Origin of the sequence: Streptomyces sp. NPDC048623, assembly GCF_040650755.1 — a bacterium.
Classification (GTDB): domain Bacteria; phylum Actinomycetota; class Actinomycetes; order Streptomycetales; family Streptomycetaceae; genus Streptomyces.
In genome coordinates this window covers 24,164-42,278 of record NZ_JBEZHV010000018.1, presented here as the reverse complement: position 1 = coordinate 42,278, position 18,115 = coordinate 24,164, and the positions used below count along the sequence as shown (strand labels likewise).

Annotated in this window: 16 protein-coding genes; 12 read left to right on the top strand and 4 right to left on the bottom strand. The window is 72.0% G+C overall.

The window, feature by feature from the left end:
• Positions 1 to 103 precede the first annotated feature (103 nt).
• From AB0C73_RS24385 to mutM, 5 genes are all read left to right on the top strand, one after another.
• Positions 104 to 1,180 carry an ATP synthase F0 subunit B gene (locus AB0C73_RS24385; protein ID WP_362533788.1) on the top strand — a complete coding sequence of 359 codons (1,077 nt, stop codon included), beginning with the start codon at positions 104 to 106 and terminating at the stop codon, positions 1,178 to 1,180.
• A gap of 128 nt (positions 1,181 to 1,308) precedes the next feature.
• Positions 1,309 to 1,947 carry a DUF177 domain-containing protein gene (locus tag AB0C73_RS24380; protein WP_362534015.1) on the top strand — a complete coding sequence of 213 codons (639 nt, stop codon included), beginning with the start codon at positions 1,309 to 1,311 and terminating at the stop codon, positions 1,945 to 1,947.
• A gap of 2 nt (positions 1,948 to 1,949) precedes the next feature.
• Complete coding sequence (gene rpmF / locus AB0C73_RS24375; protein WP_030195083.1) at positions 1,950 to 2,123, top strand: 50S ribosomal protein L32; 174 nt, start codon at positions 1,950 to 1,952, stop codon at positions 2,121 to 2,123.
• Positions 2,124 to 2,142: 19 nt separating this feature from the next.
• The gene (gene rnc, locus AB0C73_RS24370) at positions 2,143 to 2,937 is read left to right on the top strand and encodes a ribonuclease III (protein ID WP_362533785.1); all 795 of its coding nucleotides are present in this window, start codon (positions 2,143 to 2,145) and stop codon (positions 2,935 to 2,937) included.
• A gap of 169 nt (positions 2,938 to 3,106) precedes the next feature.
• Positions 3,107 to 3,976, top strand: a complete 870-nt coding sequence (mutM, locus tag AB0C73_RS24365) for a bifunctional DNA-formamidopyrimidine glycosylase/DNA-(apurinic or apyrimidinic site) lyase (RefSeq protein WP_362533783.1) — start codon at positions 3,107 to 3,109, stop codon at positions 3,974 to 3,976.
• Positions 3,977 to 4,033: 57 nt separating this feature from the next.
• Here the strand turns inward: mutM and AB0C73_RS24360 are convergent, their stop codons facing one another.
• A complete protein-coding gene (locus AB0C73_RS24360; RefSeq protein WP_362533780.1) occupies positions 4,034 to 4,432 on the bottom strand; it encodes a helix-turn-helix domain-containing protein in 399 nt (132 codons plus the stop codon).
• 133 nt (positions 4,433 to 4,565) lie between these two features.
• Here AB0C73_RS24360 and AB0C73_RS24355 point away from each other — a divergent pair, with 133 nt between their 5' ends.
• Entirely contained in the window at positions 4,566 to 5,150 is a 585-nt protein-coding gene (locus tag AB0C73_RS24355; protein ID WP_362533777.1) for a flavodoxin family protein, read from the top strand.
• An 87-nt stretch (positions 5,151 to 5,237) separates the two neighbouring features.
• Here the strand turns inward: AB0C73_RS24355 and AB0C73_RS24350 are convergent, their stop codons facing one another.
• Entirely contained in the window at positions 5,238 to 6,065 is an 828-nt protein-coding gene (locus AB0C73_RS24350; protein WP_362533774.1) for a CAP domain-containing protein, read from the bottom strand.
• A 212-nt stretch (positions 6,066 to 6,277) separates the two neighbouring features.
• On the opposite strand from AB0C73_RS24350, the gene AB0C73_RS24345 reads away from it, so the two are divergent.
• The 4 genes from AB0C73_RS24345 to AB0C73_RS24330 all read left to right on the top strand — a co-directional run bounded on the left by AB0C73_RS24345 (position 6,278) and on the right by AB0C73_RS24330 (position 12,776).
• Positions 6,278 to 6,559, top strand: a complete 282-nt coding sequence (locus tag AB0C73_RS24345; RefSeq protein WP_362533771.1) for an acylphosphatase — start codon at positions 6,278 to 6,280, stop codon at positions 6,557 to 6,559.
• A gap of 428 nt (positions 6,560 to 6,987) precedes the next feature.
• Positions 6,988 to 7,206 carry a hypothetical protein gene (locus tag AB0C73_RS24340; protein WP_356061887.1) on the top strand — a complete coding sequence of 73 codons (219 nt, stop codon included), beginning with the start codon at positions 6,988 to 6,990 and terminating at the stop codon, positions 7,204 to 7,206.
• 219 nt (positions 7,207 to 7,425) lie between these two features.
• Complete coding sequence (locus tag AB0C73_RS24335) at positions 7,426 to 11,103, top strand: AAA family ATPase (protein ID WP_362533768.1); 3,678 nt, start codon at positions 7,426 to 7,428, stop codon at positions 11,101 to 11,103.
• Between the two features lie 239 nt (positions 11,104 to 11,342).
• Positions 11,343 to 12,776 (top strand): sugar porter family MFS transporter, encoded by a 1,434-nt coding sequence (locus AB0C73_RS24330; protein WP_362533765.1) that lies wholly within the window; start codon positions 11,343 to 11,345, stop codon positions 12,774 to 12,776.
• Here AB0C73_RS24330 and AB0C73_RS24325 read toward each other — a convergent pair.
• Positions 12,773 to 13,801 carry an LLM class flavin-dependent oxidoreductase gene (locus AB0C73_RS24325; RefSeq protein WP_362533763.1) on the bottom strand — a complete coding sequence of 343 codons (1,029 nt, stop codon included), beginning with the start codon at positions 13,799 to 13,801 and terminating at the stop codon, positions 12,773 to 12,775. The two genes, AB0C73_RS24330 and AB0C73_RS24325, sit on opposite strands and share 4 nt — an antisense overlap.
• A gap of 168 nt (positions 13,802 to 13,969) precedes the next feature.
• On the opposite strand from AB0C73_RS24325, the gene ftsY reads away from it, so the two are divergent.
• Positions 13,970 to 15,193, top strand: coding sequence for a signal recognition particle-docking protein FtsY (gene ftsY, locus AB0C73_RS24320; protein ID WP_362533761.1), 1,224 nt, complete (start codon positions 13,970 to 13,972; stop codon positions 15,191 to 15,193).
• 160 nt (positions 15,194 to 15,353) lie between these two features.
• Here the strand turns inward: ftsY and AB0C73_RS24315 are convergent, their stop codons facing one another.
• Positions 15,354 to 16,007: a bifunctional DNA primase/polymerase gene (locus AB0C73_RS24315; protein WP_362533758.1), complete on the bottom strand. Its 654-nt coding sequence runs from the start codon at positions 16,005 to 16,007 to the stop codon at positions 15,354 to 15,356.
• A gap of 423 nt (positions 16,008 to 16,430) precedes the next feature.
• Between AB0C73_RS24315 and AB0C73_RS24310 the strand changes: the two genes are divergently transcribed.
• Positions 16,431 to 17,903 carry a hypothetical protein gene (locus AB0C73_RS24310; RefSeq protein ID WP_362533756.1) on the top strand — a complete coding sequence of 491 codons (1,473 nt, stop codon included), beginning with the start codon at positions 16,431 to 16,433 and terminating at the stop codon, positions 17,901 to 17,903.
• The last annotated feature ends 212 nt before the right edge of the window (positions 17,904 to 18,115 follow it).

Here is an 18,115-nt window from a genome sequence, read left to right as displayed (position 1 = left end):
GCCACTGTCGCTGACGCTCCGTCACCAGGTCCCGGACCGGGCCCGACTGGCCTTACAGTCGTCCCGTCCGTCTCCATCCAGCTGTAGAGAGTGGCGAGCACCGGTGGACGTGCAGAAGAAGCTCGACGAGATCGTCGATACGGTCCGGAGCGCCCGCTCCATGCCCATGTCGGCGTCCTGCGTGGTCAACCGGGCCGAGTTGCTCGCTCTGCTCGAAGAGGTGCGGGGCGCCCTGCCGGGGTCCCTGGCCCAGGCCCAGGAGCTCCTCGGCGGGCGCGAGCAGATGGTCGAGCAGGCCCGCCAGGAGGCCGAGCGGATCATCGAGGCCGCCCACGCCGAGCGCGGCTCGCTGATCTCCGACACCCAGGTCGCCCGGCAGTCCCAGGACGAGGCCGAGCGGATCCTCGCCGAGGCCCGCCGCGAGGCGGAGGAGATCCGCGCCGAGGCCGACGACTACGTCGACTCCAAGCTGGCCAACTTCGAGGTCGTCCTCAACAAGACCATCGCCTCGGTGGACCGCGGCCGCGAGAAGCTCCTCGGCCGGGGCCCCGGCCTCGACGCCGAGGGGTACGCCGACGCGGACGCCCCCGAGTACAGCGCCGACCCGCGGACCCTGATCGAGCGTGCCGACGCCTACGTGGACGTCAAGCTGGGTGCCTTCGAGGCCGTCCTCAGCAAGACCCTGGAGGCCGTCGGCCGGGGTCGGGAGACCCTGCACGGCCGGATCGCCTCCGACGCCCTCGGCGAGCACATGGCCGCCCAGGACCTGGCCGGCGGCGCGGACCTGCGCAACGCCAGCGACGCGGACTACCTGGCCGGCCTCGCGGCCCTCGCCGACCCCGAGCCGGAGCCCGCGCAGCCGCAGATCCCGGCGCAGCAGGTCCAGCCGGTCCAGCAGGACCCGTACGGGTACCAGCAGCAGGACCCCTATGCGTACCAGCAGCCGATGGCCGACCCGTACGGGTACCAGCAGCCCCAGCAGGCCGACCCCTACTCCGTTGCAAGCACCGGCTCCACTGGAGCGGCTTACGCCGCGCCCTATTCGGGTCAGTACACCTACGAGCAGCAGCAGCCCGTACAGCCCCAGCAGCAGATGGGCGGGTCGCTGGACGAGACGAGCTTCTTCGACACGAGCATGATCGATCTCGAACAGCTGCGCCGTTACGAGCAGGGGCAGTAGTCCCCGATTGGGAGCTGCGCCGAGCGTCCAGTATCCTGGCTGTTCGGTCGCGCCGTGTTCGCGATCCATGCTGCCCGTATCCGGCAGCCCCTCACGTTGAGAACGACGATCCGAAAGCAGGAAGAGCCCTGAGCACGCGCCTCGACCACCGCAACCCCCTCGTGTTCGACACACACGAGCTGGGGCGGCGTCCTGGCGCCCTGCAGCGGATCTCCCGCACGGTCGACGCCCCCCGGGACCTGGGGATCGTGGGGGTCATCGCGGTGCCCGAGGGCGCCCCGGTGGAGATCGAGCTCCGTCTCGAGTCGGTCATGGAAGGGGTGCTTGTCACAGGCACCGCCCGTGCGTCGGCCGAGGGGGAGTGCGTAAGGTGTCTGGAGCCCGTCGAGCTGGAGCTCGACGCGGACTACCAGGAGATGTTCTCGTACCCCGACTCCGACGACCGGGGCCGCTCCAAGGCGGCCGCGGACGACGAAGCCGAGGACGACGAGGACATGATCCCCCTCGAGGACGGCATGTTCGACCTCGAACCCGTGCTGCGTGATGCGGTGGTGCTCGCACTGCCGATGCAGCCGGTGTGCCGGGAGGACTGTGAAGGTCTGTGTTCCGAGTGCGGAATCAACCTGAACGACCACCCGGACCACCACCACGACGCCGTCGACGCACGTTGGGCGGCACTGCAGGGACTCGCCGGTTCGCTGGGAACCGATGAGAAGGACAACATGAGCGATGCCGCAACCGGTGTCGACGAGAAGCAGGAGAAGTAGCCGTGGCTGTTCCGAAGCGGAAGATGTCGCGCAGCAACACGCGCCACCGCCGGTCGCAGTGGAAGGCTGCGGTCACCCCCCTGGTTTCGTGCGAGCGTTGCCAGGAGCCGAAGCAGCAGCACATCGCGTGCCCGAGCTGCGGCACCTACAACAAGCGCCAGGTCCTCTCGGTCTGAGAGGCTGGTGAGAGGCACGATGTCTGACCACGTCAATTCGGCCTCGTCCCACACGCTTCTGGAAGGGCGGCTCGGGTATCAGCTCGAGTCCGCCCTTCTGGTGCGTGCGCTCACCCACCGTTCGTACGCGTACGAGAACGGCGGTCTGCCCACCAACGAGCGGCTGGAGTTCCTCGGGGACTCCGTGCTCGGCCTGGTGGTCACGGACACGCTGTACCGCACCCACCCGGATCTCCCCGAGGGCCAGCTGGCCAAGCTTCGGGCCGCGGTGGTCAACTCGCGCGCGCTTGCGGAGGTGGGCCGCGGGCTCGACCTCGGCTCCTTCATCCGGCTCGGCCGGGGCGAGGAAGGCACGGGCGGCCGGGACAAGGCGTCCATCCTCGCCGACACCCTTGAAGCGGTGATCGGCGCGGTCTATCTCGACCAGGGTCTCGACGCGGCGTCCGAGCTGGTGCACCGGCTCTTCGACCCGTTGATCGAGAAGTCCTCCAACCTCGGTGCCGGCCTGGACTGGAAGACCAGTCTCCAGGAGCTCACCGCGGCCGAGGGTCTCGGTGTGCCGGAATACCTCGTCAGCGAGGAGGGTCCGGACCACGAGAAGACCTTCACTGCTGCCGCCCGCGTCGGTGGTGTCTCGTACGGCACCGGCACCGGCCGCAGCAAGAAGGAGGCGGAGCAGCAGGCGGCGGAATCCGCGTGGCGCGCGATTCGCGCGGCCGCGGACGAGCGCGCCGCGGCGGCCACGGCCGCCGCGAACGACGGGGAAGAGGTCGCCGACCCCTCTTCCGCCAAGGGCAAGGCCGCCTCGGCCTGACCCTCGGGTCTTCGCTTCGCTTCCCGCGATGCCCCCGCCCCTCCGGCGCATGCCAGGGGGACGGGGGCATCGTGCTGTCCGCACCCGGTGCCCGTCCTTGCTGTCGGTGCCCGGCGGTAGGCTGCGGGTACCACCAGCCTTGAATCCCGAACCGTCCGGAGGATGTGCCGTGCCCGAGCTGCCCGAGGTCGAGGTCGTACGACGCGGGCTTGAGCGCTGGGTCGCGGGGCGGACCGTCGCCGAGGTCGAGGTCCTGCACCCGCGCGCGGTGCGGCGGCATCCCGAGGGCGGGGCGGACTTCGCGGCGCGCCTGAAGGGACAGCGGTTCGGGATCGCGCGGCGGCGCGGCAAGTATCTGTGGCTGCCGCTCGCGACCGGCGACGCCTCGGTGCTCGGGCACCTGGGGATGAGCGGCCAGCTCCTCGTACAGCCGGAGGGCGCGCCGGACGAGAAGCATCTCCGCATCCGAATCCGCTTCGACGACACACAGGACACCGAGCTGCGCTTCGTGGACCAGCGGACCTTCGGCGGGCTCTCGCTGCACGACACCGCGCCGGACAGCACCGACGGGCTGCCGGACGTCATCGCCCACATCGCGCGCGACCCCCTGGACCCGGCCTTCGACGACGCCGCCTTCGCGAGCGCGCTGCGGCTGCGGCGCACCACGGTCAAGCGGGCGCTGCTGGACCAGTCGCTGATCAGCGGGGTCGGCAACATCTACGCGGACGAGGCGCTGTGGCGCTCGAAGCTGCACTACGAGCGGCCGACGGCCACCCTCACCCGGCCGCGCTCGGCCGAGCTCCTCGGGCATGTCCGGGACGTGATGAACGCGGCGCTCGCGGCCGGCGGCACCAGCTTCGACAGCCTGTACGTGAACGTGAACGGCGAGTCGGGCTACTTCGACCGGTCGCTCGACGCGTACGGGCGGGAGGGCGAGCCGTGCCACCGCTGCGGTACGCCGATGCGCCGGCGCCCGTGGATGAACCGCTCCAGCTACTACTGCCCGCGCTGCCAGCGCCCGCCGCGCGCGACCGCCTGAGCCGACGAGCCGACGAGCGGATGAGCCGACCGGACCGATGGGCCGACCGGGCCGGGCTCAGCCCATGACGGGCGCGCGCTCCGCGTCGTAACGCTCGCGGGCGGCGAGCACCTGCGGCATGCGCCCCTCGACGAGCTCGATCAGCCCGAGCAGCCGCTCGGCGACCTCGGTGCCCAGCGGCGTGAGCCGGTAGTCGACCCGCGGGGGATTGGTGGGCTGCGCCTCGCGGTGGACCAGTCCGTCGCGCTCCAGCGCGTGCAGGGTCTGGGCCAGCATCTTCTCGCTGACCCCGTCCACCCGGCGGCGCAGCTCGTTGAAGCGGGCGCTGCCCTCGTGCAGGGCGCCCAGAGTGAGACTGCCCCAGCGGCCGGTCACGTGCTCCAGCGTGCCGCGGGAGGGACAGGTCTTGGCGAACACGTTGAACGCGAGGCTGGCGAAGTCCGGGTCGTCGGTCATGCCCCCTACCATACGCGCGGACAGCGCTGCGGGACAGGTGGCGCTAACGAGTAGGTTGCACTATCCAAAAGTTAGTGCTCTACTTCTCGTCGTTCCCCCTGCCGTCCTTCGCACCGTCGAGGAGCCCCGTTCCATGACCACGCCCGTCGTCTCCATCGCCTACCACTCCGGCTACGGCCACACCGCCGTCCTGGCCGAGGCCGTCCGTGACGGAGCCGCCGACGCCGGCGCCACCGTGCACCTGATCAACGTCGCCGAGATCACCGACGCCGAGTGGGAGCTGCTCGACGCCTCCGACGCGATCGTCTTCGGCTCGCCGACCTACATGGGCACCGCGTCCGGCGCCTTCCACCAGTTCGCCGAGGAGACCTCGAAGCGCTGGTTCACCGACGCGTGGCTGGACAAGCTGGCCGCCGGCTTCACCAACTCCGGCTCGAAGAGCGGCGACAAGCTGCACACCCTGCAGTTCTTCCAGACTCTCGCCGGCCAGCACGGCATGACCTGGGTCAACCTGGGTCTGAAGCCCGGCTGGAACACCAGCGAGGCCTCCGAGAACGACCTCAACCGCCTCGGCATCTTCGCCGGCGCGGGCGCCCAGACCTTCACCGACCAGGGCCCCGAGGGCGTCCACAAGGCCGACATCGCGACCGCCGAGCACCTCGGCCGCCGCGTCGCCACCCAGGCCCGCACCTTCGCCCTGGGCAGGGCCGCGGCCTGAGCCGTTGCCCGACCCGTACGTGAGAGGGCCCCGTCACCGGTGCGGTGACGGGGCCCTCTCACGTGTCCGGGGAACCCGGGGCGGGGCTCAGAAACCGAAGTCCTGGGTCCACCAGGGGCCGCCGGAGCCGAAGTGCACGCCGACGCCGAGCGTCGTGTAGTCGCAGTTCAGGATGTTGGCGCGGTGCCCGTCGCTGGCCATCCAGGACTTCATCACCGCGGCCGCGTCGACCTGGCCGCGGGCGATGTTCTCGCCGCCGAGCCCGGAGACGCCGGCCTTCGCGGCGCGGGACCAGGGGGTCGCGCCGTCGGGGTCGGTGTGGTCGAAGAAGTTACGGGCGGCCATGTCGGCGCTGAAGGCGCCGGCCAGGGCGGCGAGCTCGGCGTCCGAGCGGACCGCGGTGCAGCCGACCTTGGCGCGCTCCGCGTTCACCAGACGTACGACCTCCGCCTCGGCGGCCTGCTCGCGCGCGCTCAGGGAACGGGCGACGGCGGTCGGGACGGCGGGCGCCTCGGTGGTGGGGGCGGCCGGCTGTGCGGGGCGGGCCTTCGTCACCGGGGCCTGCGTCGGCTTCGGCGTGGGCTTGGGGGGCGTGGGCTTCGGGCTCGGCGTGGCCGTCTTCGACGGGGTGGGCCGGGGCGCGGGCTTCGCCGGCGCCGCCGCCCTGCCCGAGTCCGCCGACTGCCCGGCCGGGGTGGCCGACGCGCCGCCCTGGGTGTTCAGGCTCGGCGCCCGCTGCTCGGCCTGCGCCGTCGCGCGCGGCTCTTCCTTGCCCGCGTTGTCGAACGAGAACGTCTCGCCGCCGGGCAGCAGGCCCGAGGCGATGCCGATCGCGCCGATCGCGACCGCCGCGGAGACACCGAGCAGCCCGGTCTTCACGGGTGCGCCGCGTCGTGTACCGCGATGCCGTCCCATCTGCTCGCCTCCTGACGTACTGAGCTGCGTTCCGAGTAGCGCTTGAGGAGCGCTTGAACTGCGATCTTTGCTGATCTTTGCTTCTGCGGGCCTCTCGGCGGCCCTTCGAACAGGGGCCCGCCGAACGGGTGAGGCCCGTTCCGCACGGACTGTACGCCATGACACGCGGGGCTGACGTGCTTCTTCTGTAATTCGCCCGTTAGCGTGCAGGCATGAATGAGGATGTACGGATCACCGCCTGGGTGCGCGGCCGGGTACAGGGAGTGGGCTTCCGCTGGTTCACCAGGGCAAACGCGCTGGAGATCGGCGGGCTCGTGGGCTTCGCCCTGAACCTGGACGACGGCCGGGTCCAGGTCGTGGCCGAGGGGCCGAGTGACAATTGCCACCGTCTGCTCGACTGGCTCCGCTCCGACGACACGCCCGGGCGCGTGGACGGCGTCACTGAGATATGGGACACCCCGCGCGGCGGCTACGACGGCTTCGCCGTCCGCTGACCCGTACCCCCGAAGACCTCCGCCCCGCCCCTCCGACCCCCTCCGCCCGACCCCGTCCGACGGTCCCGAACGCCCTCGGGCGGGCCCGCGGTGAACAGCCGCGGAAGCGAGAACGGCCTGGTGGTTGCGTAGAACGGCGCGCCGTGCCAGGCTGCCGGAGTAAGGATGATCTCCACGCCCCTCGGGCACCGTAGTGCGAGGCGCCGCCGCCTTCGATGAGCGGCCGCAGCCCCCCGGTGAAGCCTGGAAGCAGGGCGTGATCGTGTTGACCGTCAAACTTTTTGGTGAGACTCTGGAAGCCCCGCGCACCTTAGCTGTTCGACCGTGAGAACCGGCACGACAAAGAGCACGGCCGAGCAACCGCGGGTGCGAATCCCTCACGACCCACACCGCTTCGGTCGGTCACTCATTGTGGAGGACCATCCATCATGGCAAAGGCGCTTCTCGGTTACGTCGGCGGCTCCGACCCGCGACTCCTCGCCGAGATGCGACGGCTTCAGCAGCGCGTCCAGGACCTCGAGTCCGAGCTGGTTCGGATCCAGTCCGAGAACGACGCGCTCGCCGCTGCCGCCGCTCAGCACCAGGGAGAGTCGCTGCTGGACAGCATCGATCTCGACGTCACCAAGGCGGAGCCTGCGCTCACCTGAGGTCCCAGCCCCGAGGGGCCAGGTGAGAAACACTCTCGCCAGCACTGCACTGCTGGACATGCAAGGGGCGCTCCGGCGTCCCTTCTTTCTTGCGCTCGACAGCGCCCTTCCCGTACAGGTCCTCCGGCGTCCCCCGTCCCCCCTGCGCGACTCCTTGGGGGAGGGTGTGCCCTGCACGTTCACCGGTGAAACCCGACACCCCGGGTAGAGTCCGCTGGCGTGCATCTCAAGGCCCTGACGCTCCGCGGTTTCAAATCGTTCGCATCCGCCACCACGCTGCGGTTCGAACCGGGAATCACCTGCGTCGTCGGGCCCAACGGCTCGGGCAAGTCCAATGTCGTGGACGCCCTGTCCTGGGTCATGGGAGAGCAGGGCGCCAAGTCGCTGCGCGGCGGCAAGATGGAGGACGTCATCTTCGCCGGCACGACCGGGCGCCCGCCGCTCGGCCGCGCCGAGGTCTCGCTGACCATCGACAACTCCGACGGCGCGCTGCCCATCGACTACGCCGAAGTCACCATCACCCGGATCATGTTCCGCGGCGGCAGCAGCGAGTACCAGATCAACGGCGACACCTGCCGGCTGCTCGACATCCAGGACCTGCTGTCCGACTCGGGCATCGGCCGCGAGATGCATGTCATCGTCGGGCAGGGTCAGCTCGACTCCGTCCTGCACGCCGACCCGATGGGCCGCCGCGCCTTCATCGAGGAGGCCGCCGGTGTCCTCAAGCACCGCAAGCGCAAAGAGAAGGCGCTGCGGAAGCTCGACGCGATGCAGGCCAACCTCGCCCGCGTCCAGGACCTCACCGACGAACTGCGCCGCCAGCTCAAGCCGCTCGGCCGGCAGGCCGCCGTCGCCCGCCGCGCCGCCGTCATCCAGGCCGATCTGCGCGACGCGCGCCTGCGACTGCTCTCCGACGACCTCGTACGCCTCAAGGAGGCGCTGAGGACGGAGGTCGCCGACGAGGCCGCGCTGCTCGCGCGCAAGGAGGCCACCGAGGCCGACCTCAGGGCGGCGCTCGCGCAGGAGGCCGCCCTGGAGGACGAGGTGCGCCGCCTCGCGCCGCGGCTCCAGCGTGCCCAGCAGACCTGGTACGAGCTGTCGCAGCTCGCCGAACGCGTGCGCGGCACCGTCTCGCTCGCCGACGCCCGGATCAAGAGCGCCACCGCGCAGCCGCCGGAGGAACGGCGCGGCCAGGGATTCAGAGACCCTGAAAGCATGGAGCGCGAGGCCGCCCGCATCCGCGAGCAGGAGGCCGAGCTGGAAGCCGCCCTGGAGGCGGCCGAACGCGCCCTGGAGGACACCGTCGCGCACCGCGCCGACCTCGAACGTGCCCTCACCGTCGAGGAACGGCGCCTCAAGGACGCCGCCCGCGCCCTCGCCGACCGCCGCGAGGGCCTGGCGCGCCTGCACGGCCAGGCCAACGCCGCCCGCTCGCGCGCCGCTTCCGCCCAGGCCGAGATCGACCGCCTCGCCGCCGCCCGCGACGAGGCGCAGGAGCGGGCCGTCGCCGCGCAGGAGGAGTACGAGCAGCTGAAGGCCGAGGTCGACGGGCTCGACGCGGACGACACCGAACTGGGGGAGCGCCACGACGCGGCCCGGCGCGAACTCGCCGACGCCGAGACCGCGCTCACCGCCGCCCGCGAGGCCGCCGCCGACGCCGACCGCGCCCGCGCCGCGACCCGCGCCCGGCACGACGCCCTCGCCCTCGGCCTGCGCCGCAAGGACGGCACCGGCGCCCTCCTCTCCGCCGGCCTCACCGGCCTCCTCGGCCCCGCCGCCGAACTCCTCACCGTGACCCCGGGCTACGAGACCCCCCTCGCCGCCGCCCTGGGCGCCGCCGCCGACGCCCTGGCCCTGACCGGCCCGACCGCGGCGGCGGAGGCCCTGCGCCTCCTCCGCAAACAGGACGCGGGCCGGGCTGCGCTGCTCCTCGCAGGCGAGCCGGCCCCCGAGCCCGCCGGAGCCGGGGGCCGAGCGCCCGTCCCTCTCGCCCCGGCCGGCGACGCGGCCACCGCGGCCGCGCCCGGGTCGGAGGGCGCCCCGCGCGCCTCCGGGTACCCCGCCGGCCCGGCCGTCCTCACCGTCGGGTCCGTCACCGCTCTCCCCGCCGCCTCGCTGCTCACCGGTCCCGCCGAACTCATGGGCGCCGTACGCAGACTGCTTCGCGACACCGTCGTCGTCGACGGGCTTGACGAGGCCGTCGAGCTGGTGCGGGCCAGGCCCGAGCTGACCGCGGTCACCGCGGAGGGGGACCTGCTCGGCGCGCACTTCGCGCAGGGCGGGTCCGCCGGGGCGCCCAGTCTGCTGGAGGTCCAGGCCTCGGTGGACGAGGCGGCGGGGGAGCTGGCCGAGTTGGAGGTGCGGTGTGCGGAGCTGGGCACCGAGAAGGAGGCGGCGGGGGAGCGGCGGCGCGAGGCGGCACGGCTCGTCGAGGAGCTGGGCGAGCGGCGCCGGGCCGCCGACCGGGAGAAGTCGGGCGTCGCGCAGCAGCTCGGCCGGCTCGCCGGGCAAGCCAGGGGCGCGGCCGGGGAGGCCGAGCGCACCGCCGCCGCGGCCGCCCGCGCCGGGGAGGCCCTGGAGAAGGCACTCGTCGAGGCCGAGGAACTGACCGAACGCCTTCTCGTCGCCGAGGAGACCCCCGCCGAGGAGGAGCCCGACACCTCGACCCGCGACCGGCTCGCGATCGACGGCTCCAACGCGCGCCAGACCGAGATGGAGGCCCGCCTCCAGGTCCGTACCCACGAGGAACGCGTCAAGGGACTGGCCGGCCGGGCCGACTCCCTCGACCGCGCGGCCCGCGCCGAACGCGAGGCACGCGCGCGTGCCGAACAGCGCCGCGCCCGGCTGCGCCACGAGGCGGCCGTGGCCACCGCCGTCGCCTCCGGCACCCGCCAGCTGCTCGCCCACATCGAGGTCTCGCTGACCCGCGCCGAGCACGAGCGCACCCTCGCCGACGCCGCCAAGGGCGCCCGCGAGCAGGGGCTGACCGCGGCCCGCAACCGGGGCCGCGAGCTCAAGGCCGAGCTGGACAAGCTCACCGACTCGGTGCACCGCGGCGAGGTGCTCGGCGCGGAGAAGCGGATGCGGATCGAGCAGCTGGAGTCCCGCTCCCTGGAGGAGCTGGGCGTGGAGCCGGCCGCGCTGGTCGAGGAGTACGGCCCGCACCAGCCCGTACCGCCGTCGCCGCCCGCCGAGGGCGAACAGCTCCCGGACGACCCCGACCACCCGCGCAACCAGCCACGCCCCTTCGTCCGCTCGGAGCAGGAGAAGCGCCTCAAGGCCGCCGAACGGGCGTACCAGCAGCTCGGAAAGGTGAATCCGCTCGCCCTGGAGGAGTTCGCGGCTCTTGAGGAGCGGCACCAGTTCCTGTCCGAGCAGCTGGAGGACCTGAAGAAGACCCGGACCGATCTCCTTCAGGTCGTGAAGGAGGTCGACCTGCGGGTCGAGCAGGTCTTCACCGAGGCGTACCGCGACACCGCCCGCGAGTTCGAGGGCGTGTTCTCCCGCCTCTTCCCGGGCGGCGAGGGCCGGCTCGTGCTCACCGACCCGGAGAACATGCTCACCACCGGCGTGGACGTCGAGGCCCGCCCGCCGGGCAAGAAGGTCAAGCGGCTCTCGCTGCTCTCCGGCGGCGAGCGCTCGCTGACGGCCGTGGCGCTGCTCGTGTCCATCTTCAAGGCCAGGCCGAGCCCGTTCTACGTGATGGACGAGGTCGAGGCGGCGCTCGACGACACCAACCTGCAGCGGCTCATCCGGATCATGCAGGAGCTCCAGGAGTCCTCGCAGCTGATCGTGATCACGCACCAGAAGCGCACGATGGAGGTCGCCGACGCGCTCTACGGCGTGTCCATGCAGGGCGACGGCGTCTCGAAGGTGATCAGCCAGCGGCTGCGCTGAACCCCACACGGGCCCCGGCCGCGCGCCGCACCCTTCATTGCTTCAATTCGTGAAGACAAGCCGCCCTCTCGTGAGGTTCAAGTCATACGACATCGAGTATTGACTTCGAAACCTGAAGGCATAGTCTCTGCAACGTTGCTTTTACCTTCAAGTGGTGCGCGGCGTGAAGCTGTGCGCCACTTGAAGGGCTCGCCCCACCGCACCGCACCGGCGACGCTGCCGGAGCCCCGAGGAGTCCCGTGACCAGCACCGCGCAGGCGCCCACACCGCCTTCGTCCGAAGGCCGAGCGGCCCACCCGGACCACATCGGACACGTCATCTTCATCACGGCCTCGGCCGCGATGGGCGGATTCCTCTTCGGCTACGACAGCTCCGTCATCAACGGCGCCGTCGAGGCCATCCGCGACCGCTACGACATCGGCTCCGCGGCCCTCGCCCAGGTCATCGCCATCGCCCTGATCGGCTGCGCCATCGGCGCCGCCACCGCCGGCCGGATCGCCGACCGCATCGGCCGCATCACCTGCATGCGGATCGCCGCCGGCCTCTTCGCCGTCAGCGCCGTCGGCTCCGCGCTGCCCTTCGCCCTCTGGGACCTGGCCTTCTGGCGGATCATCGGCGGCTTCGCCATCGGCATGGCCTCGGTCATCGGCCCCGCCTACATCGCCGAGGTCGCCCCCGCCGCGTACCGCGGCCGGCTCGGCTCCTTCCAGCAGGCCGCCATCGTCATCGGCATCGCCATCTCCCAGCTCGTCAACTACGGCATCCTCCAGATGGCCGACGGCGACCAGCGCGGCGAGATCGGCGGCCTGGAGGCCTGGCAGTGGATGCTCGGCGTGATGGTCGTGCCCGCCCTGCTCTACGGCCTGCTGTCCTTCGCGATCCCCGAGTCCCCGCGCTTCCTCATCTCCGTCGGCCGCACCGAGCGCGCCAAGGAGGTGCTCGCCGAGGTCGAGGGCCACGGCGTCGACCTCGACCACCGCGTCGCCGAGATCGAGCAGGCCATGCGCAGCGAGCACAAGTCCACCTTCAAGGACCTGCTCGTCGCCGGCAGCAGGTACAAGCTCCTGCCCATCGTCTGGGTCGGCATCGGACTCTCCGTCTTCCAGCAGCTCGTCGGCATCAACGTCGCCTTCTACTACTCCGCGACGCTCTGGCAGTCCGTCGGCATCGACCCGGCGAGCTCCTTCCTCTACTCCTTCACCACGTCGATCATCAACATCGTCGGCACCGTGATCGCCATGGTCCTGGTCGACCGGGTCGGCCGCCGCCCGCTCGCCCTCGTCGGCTCCGCCGGCATGGCGATCGCCCTCGCCGTCGAGGCCTGGGCCTTCTCCGCCGATCTCGTCGACGGCAAGCTCCCCGAGACCCAGGGCGTCGTGGCGCTCGTCGCCGCCCATGTCTTCGTGCTCTTCTTCGCCCTCTCGTGGGGCGTGGTCGTCTGGGTCTTCCTCGGCGAGATGTTCCCCAACCGGATCCGCGCCGCCGCCCTCGGCGTCGCCGCCTCCGCGCAGTGGATCGCCAACTGGGCCATCACCGCCAGCTTCCCGTCCCTCGCGGACTGGAACCTCTCCGGCACCTACATCATCTACACGGTCTTCGCCGTGCTCTCGATCCCCTTCGTGCTCAGGTACGTCAAGGAGACCAAGGGCAAGGCGTTGGAGGAGATGGGCTAATCCCCGCTGCCCTCTCCTCTTGTACGGAACTGCCCCGGTTCGAGGCCCTGTGCCTTGAGCCGGGGCAGTACGGCTTCACCGAACAGGCGCACGCTCCGCCACCCCTCCTCCACCGGCATCCCGCCGCACAGGGGGTGCAGCACCAGGCTGTCGAGTTCCGCCCCGAGCGCCACGCACTCCTCCGGCGTCACCACCCGGTACACCCCCTCCGCCCGCAGCTCCGCCACCGTCCCCGCCGTCGACCGCACCGCCGAGCGGATGTCCTTCGACTGCCAGGACGCGTAGGTCCGCGCCTCGTGCAGGAAGTGCTCCCCGTACTCCGCCCAGGTCCGGTCCGGATCCTCCGACACATGCAGCAGCGGGGTCTCGCGGGCCGGCATCATCGTCCAGCCCTCCGTGCCGTGCGCCGCGCACTGCTCCAGGTAGTACGTCCCGAGCTCCGGCAGATGCGCGCTCGGGAACAGCGGCAGCCCGAGCCGGGCCGCCCGCCGGGCCGCCGCCCGCGAGGAGCCGCCGACGAGCAGGAGCGGGTGCGGCTGGGTGAGCGGGCGCGGGGTGACCCGTACCGTACGGCCCTGATACGTGAAGGGCTCGCCCGACCACGCGGCCAGCAGCGTCTCCAGGAGCAGGTCCTGCAGCCTGCCCCGGCGCCCCCAGTCGACGCCGCGCTCCTCGTACTCCTCGGGCCGGTACCCGATCCCCGCCACCGTCACCAGCCGGCCCCCGCTCAGCAGGTCCAGGACCGCGATCTCCTCCGCGAGCCGCAGCGGGTCGTGCAGCGGCCCGATGATCGCCGAGACGGTGACGGCGATCCTCCTCGTCGCGCCGAACACCGCGCCCGCGAAGGCGAAGGGGGAGGGCAGCCAGTTGTTCGCGGCCCCGTGGTGCTCCTCGGTCTGCACGGTGTCCACGCCGTGCGCGTCGGCGTACGCCGCCATCTCCACGGCGGCCCGGTAGCGCGCCGAGAGGGAGGCGGGGCCGGCATGCGGGTCGACGAGGTTGAACCGGACGACGGTGAACGGCACGGGGTCCCCCTCCGCGGTGGGTGGCGCAGGCGGGAGGGAGGCTAGCTGACGCCTCGTCAGATGGGAACGGCTCGGACGTGCCCCAGACGTGCCTGAGGCAGGCCCCGGGACCCGCCCGGGCCCGGTACGGCGGGCACCGGGCGGGATCACGCCATACTGGTAGACGTTATGGAACTCATCCTTGCTGTAGTCATCGCTCTGGTCGTCGCGGTCGCCGTGACGGGCGGGCTGGTGATCAGCGGCCGCAAGAAGAAGCAGCTGCCGCCCGCCCAGCCGCCGTCCACCGCCCCGACCATCACCGCTCCGCCCGCCGAACCGCACATCGGCGACGAGGCGGAGACGCCGCGGGAAGAACCACGCCGCACCGTCGAAGAGGTCCAGCTCCCGGCCCCCGCCGAGGCCGCCGAGGCCACGGTCGTCGTCGAGGAGCCGGCCGAGGCCCCCGCCGCGCCCGCGATCGAGGTGCCCGAGCCGACCGCCGGCCGGCTGGTCCGGCTGCGCGCCCGGCTCGCCCGCTCGCAGAACTCGCTCGGCAAGGGACTGCTCTCGCTGCTGTCCCGCGAGCACCTCGACGAGGAGACCTGGGAGGAGATCGAGGAGACCCTCCTCACCGCCGACGTCGGCGTCGCCCCCACCCAGGAACTCGTCGAGCGGCTGCGCGAGCGCGTCAAGGTGCTCGGCACCCGCACCCCCGAGGAGCTGCGCGGCCTGCTCCGGGAGGAGCTGATCACCCTCCTCGGCCCCGACCTCGACCGCTCGGTGAAGACCGAGAGCCCCGAGGACGTCCCCGGCGTCGTCATGGTCGTCGGCGTCAACGGCACCGGCAAGACCACCACCACCGGCAAGCTGGCCCGCGTCCTGGTCGCCGACGGCAGGTCCGTCGTCCTCGGTGCCGCCGACACCTTCCGCGCCGCCGCCGCCGACCAGCTGCAGACCTGGGGCGAGCGCGTCGGAGCCCGCACCGTGCGCGGCCCGGAGGGCGGCGACCCGGCCTCCATCGCGTACGACGCGGTCAAGGAGGGCATCGCCGAGAAGGCCGATGTCGTCCTCATCGACACCGCCGGCCGGCTGCACACCAAGACCGGTCTCATGGACGAGCTCGGCAAGGTCAAGCGCGTCGTGGAGAAGCACGGCCCGCTCGACGAGATCCTGCTCGTGCTCGACGCCACCACCGGCCAGAACGGCCTCATCCAGGCCCGCGTCTTCGCCGAGGTCGTCGACATCACCGGCATCGTCCTCACCAAGCTCGACGGCACCGCCAAGGGCGGCATCGTCGTCGCCGTCCAGCGCGAGCTGGGCGTCCCGGTCAAGCTCATCGGCCTGGGCGAGGGCCCGGACGACCTGGCCCCGTTCGAGCCCGGCGCGTTCGTCGACGCCCTGATCGGCGACTGACCCCACGGCGTACCCGCGCCTACGAGAAGGGCCCCTGCCGCAGCTCAACGGCAGGGGCCCTTCCCGTACCCGACGGTGCACGGCGCCGGTCGGCGGTGCACGGCACCGGTCCGCGCCGTGCAGCGGTGGTCGGGGACGGGCAGCGGTGCGTTGCGGGTGGTCAGCGGTGCGTGCGGTGGCAGATGTACGCCAGCGTGCCCAGCAGCAGCCGCGCCTGCGGCGGCGCCCCGGCCGTGTCCAGGGTCGGCGGCCGCAGCCAGGCCACCGGACCGAGCCCGCCCAGATCCGACGGCGGCGCCGTCACATGCGCCCCCGGGCCCAGGCAGTGCAGGTCCAGATCGGCGTCGTCCCAGCCCATCCGGTACAGCAGCCGCGGCAGCTCCGCCGCCGCGCCCGGTGCCACGAAGAACTGCGCCCGCCCGGCCGGCGTCGCGCACACCGGCCCCAGCGGCAGCCCCATCCGCTCAAGCCGGACGAGCGCCCGGCGGCCCGCCGCCTCGGCGACCTCGATCACGTCGAAGGAACGGCCCACCGGCAGCAGCACCGCCGCCCCCGGATACTCCGACCACGCCTTGGTCGCGACGTCGAGACCCGCCCCCGCCGGGACCGGCTCGGCGAAGGCCAGCGGGTGCGCCCCCGGCGCCGTACAGAGGGGATCGCCGCAGGAACACCGGCCGGCCACCGCCCGTGCCCCCGGGACCACGTCCCAGCCCCACAGTCCGGTGTACTCGGCCACCGCTGTGCACTCCGTCGTGCGTACGCGGCGACGTGAGCCGGACCGCATCTCGCGAATGCCGCCGATCGTGAAGCCCATGCCCCCTCCAACGGGTCGAACGCGCCGGTGGTTACGGACCGGAGAGTCGCCGTCACGATCCGCCACATCGCGCCGCCACGCCGGCGTGCGGTGGTGCGGACGGTGGTGCGGATCCCGACACGCGCCTCCCCGCGCCCCGGTTCCTCGACCCCGCTCCGTCGCGTGTCAAGTGAATCGCGTTCCGCACGCGGGGAGTTCATTCGAAGGGGTGGCGAATGGTGGCGTTTCTTGAAACGCCATGCCCGGACGGGTGATCGTAGGATTACCTTCGGTACACGCACCCCGGGGGCACTTGTACGCCCGGGTATGCCGGAGGCAACCCGGTTTTCCGTTCGAAGACGTGCAAACACCGGACGGGAGCCGCGAGACACGGCATCCTGACGGGGGTACGCACAAGGACATCAGGTGGATGGGGGCGTTCCAGTGGGCGGCAACGGCGCAGACGGTTCGACTGCCGGCAAGCGCCCGAACGAACAGCTGAGCTCGTGGTTCGTGCGCAGCGGCTGGTCGAAGGGTGAACTGGCACGCCAGGTGAACCGCCGGGCTCGCCAGATGGGCGCGCACCACATCTCCACCGACACCTCCCGGGTGCGCCGCTGGCTCGACGGCGAACAGCCCCGCGAACCCATCCCGCGGATCCTCTCCGAGCTGTTCTCCGAGCGCTTCGGCTCCGTCGTCGCCATCGAGGACCTCGGGCTCCGCACCGCGCACCAGTCACCCTCCGTGTCCGGTGTCGACCTGCCCTGGGCCGGCCCGCAGACCGTCTCCCTGCTCTCCGAGTTCTCCCGCAGCGACCTGATGCTCGCCCGGCGCGGCTTCCTCGGCTCCTCGCTCCAGCTCGCCGCCGGACCCTCCCTCATCGAGCCCATGCAGCGCTGGCTGGTGCCCACCCCGCCCGGCGAGACCGAGCGGCCCGAGGGCGGCGAGGGGCTGCGCACCCACCGGCTCTCCCCGGTCGAGCTCGACCTGCTGGAGTCCACCACCGCGATGTTCCGCCAGTGGGACGCCCAGTGCGGCGGCGGACTGCGCCGCAAGGCGGTCGTCGGCCAGCTCCACGAGGTCACCGACCTGCTCCAGGAGCCGCAGCCGGGACCCGTCGCGCAGCGCCTCTTCAAGTGCGCCGCCGAACTCGCCGAGCTCGCCGGCTGGATGAGCTACGACGTGGGCCTCCAGCCCACCGCCCAGAAGTACTTCGTGCTCGCCCTGCACGCCGCCAAGGAGGCCGGCGACAAGCCCCTCGGCTCGTACATCCTGTCCTCGATGAGCCGCCAGATGATCCACCTCGGCCGGCCCGACGACGCCCTCGAACTCATCCACCTCGCCCAGTACGGCAGTCGGGACTGCGCCACCCCGCGCACCCAGGCCATGCTGTATGCGATGGAGGCCCGCGCCTACGCCAACATGGGACAGCCCTCCAAGTGCAAGCGGGCGGTCCGGATGGCCGAGGACACCTTCCTGGACGTCGGCCTCGACGGCGAGCCCGAGCCCGACTGGATCCGCTTCTTCAACGAGGCCGAGCTCAACGGCGAGAACTCGCACTCCTACCGCGACCTCGCCTATGTCGCCGGACGCTCGCCCAGCTACGCCTCCCTCGCCGAACCCGTCATGCAGCGGGCCGTCGACCTCTTCGGGCAGGACTCCGAGCACCAGCGCTCGTACGCCCTCAACCTCATCGGCATGGCCACCGTGCACCTCCTCAAGCGCGAGCCCGAGCAGTCCGTGGCACTGGCCGAGAAGGCCCTCGTCATCGCGAAGAAGGTGCGCTCCGAGCGGGTCAACACCCGGCTGCGCAAGACCGTCGACACCGCCGCCCGCGACTTCGGTGACGTCGCCGAGGTCGTCCACCTCACCGACCGCCTCACCGCGCTGCTCCCGGAGACGGCCGAGGCCGTCTGACCCGGGCGGCTGCGCCGCACCACCCCGCAGACACCGGCCGCGCCGGCCGTCCCGTAAAGCCCGACTCGGCTCCCCCGCCGCACGGACACACGGACGACCGACGCGGCCGGCTTGGTACGCCGGGCTTGGTGCGACGCCGGGCTTGGTGTGCCGGGCCCGTGTGCCACCGGATGGTACGGCCGTTACTTCACCGTGACCCTGCCGTTCACGGT

What these genes read in the sequence shown, in the direction of transcription:
- rnc (WP_362533785.1), top strand. Translation starts at nt 2,143, where the DNA reads ATGTCTGACCACGTCAATTCGGCCTCGTCCCACACGCTTCTGGAAGGG.
- AB0C73_RS24360 (WP_362533780.1), bottom strand. Translation starts at nt 4,432, where the DNA reads ATGACCGACGACCCGGACTTCGCCAGCCTCGCGTTCAACGTGTTCGCC.
- AB0C73_RS24355 (WP_362533777.1), top strand. Translation starts at nt 4,566, where the DNA reads ATGACCACGCCCGTCGTCTCCATCGCCTACCACTCCGGCTACGGCCAC.
- AB0C73_RS24350 (WP_362533774.1), bottom strand. Translation starts at nt 6,065, where the DNA reads ATGGGACGGCATCGCGGTACACGACGCGGCGCACCCGTGAAGACCGGG.
- AB0C73_RS24345 (WP_362533771.1), top strand. Translation starts at nt 6,278, where the DNA reads ATGAATGAGGATGTACGGATCACCGCCTGGGTGCGCGGCCGGGTACAG.
- AB0C73_RS24340 (WP_356061887.1), top strand. Translation starts at nt 6,988, where the DNA reads ATGGCAAAGGCGCTTCTCGGTTACGTCGGCGGCTCCGACCCGCGACTC.
- ftsY (WP_362533761.1), top strand. Translation starts at nt 13,970, where the DNA reads ATGGAACTCATCCTTGCTGTAGTCATCGCTCTGGTCGTCGCGGTCGCC.
- AB0C73_RS24315 (WP_362533758.1), bottom strand. Translation starts at nt 16,007, where the DNA reads ATGGGCTTCACGATCGGCGGCATTCGCGAGATGCGGTCCGGCTCACGT.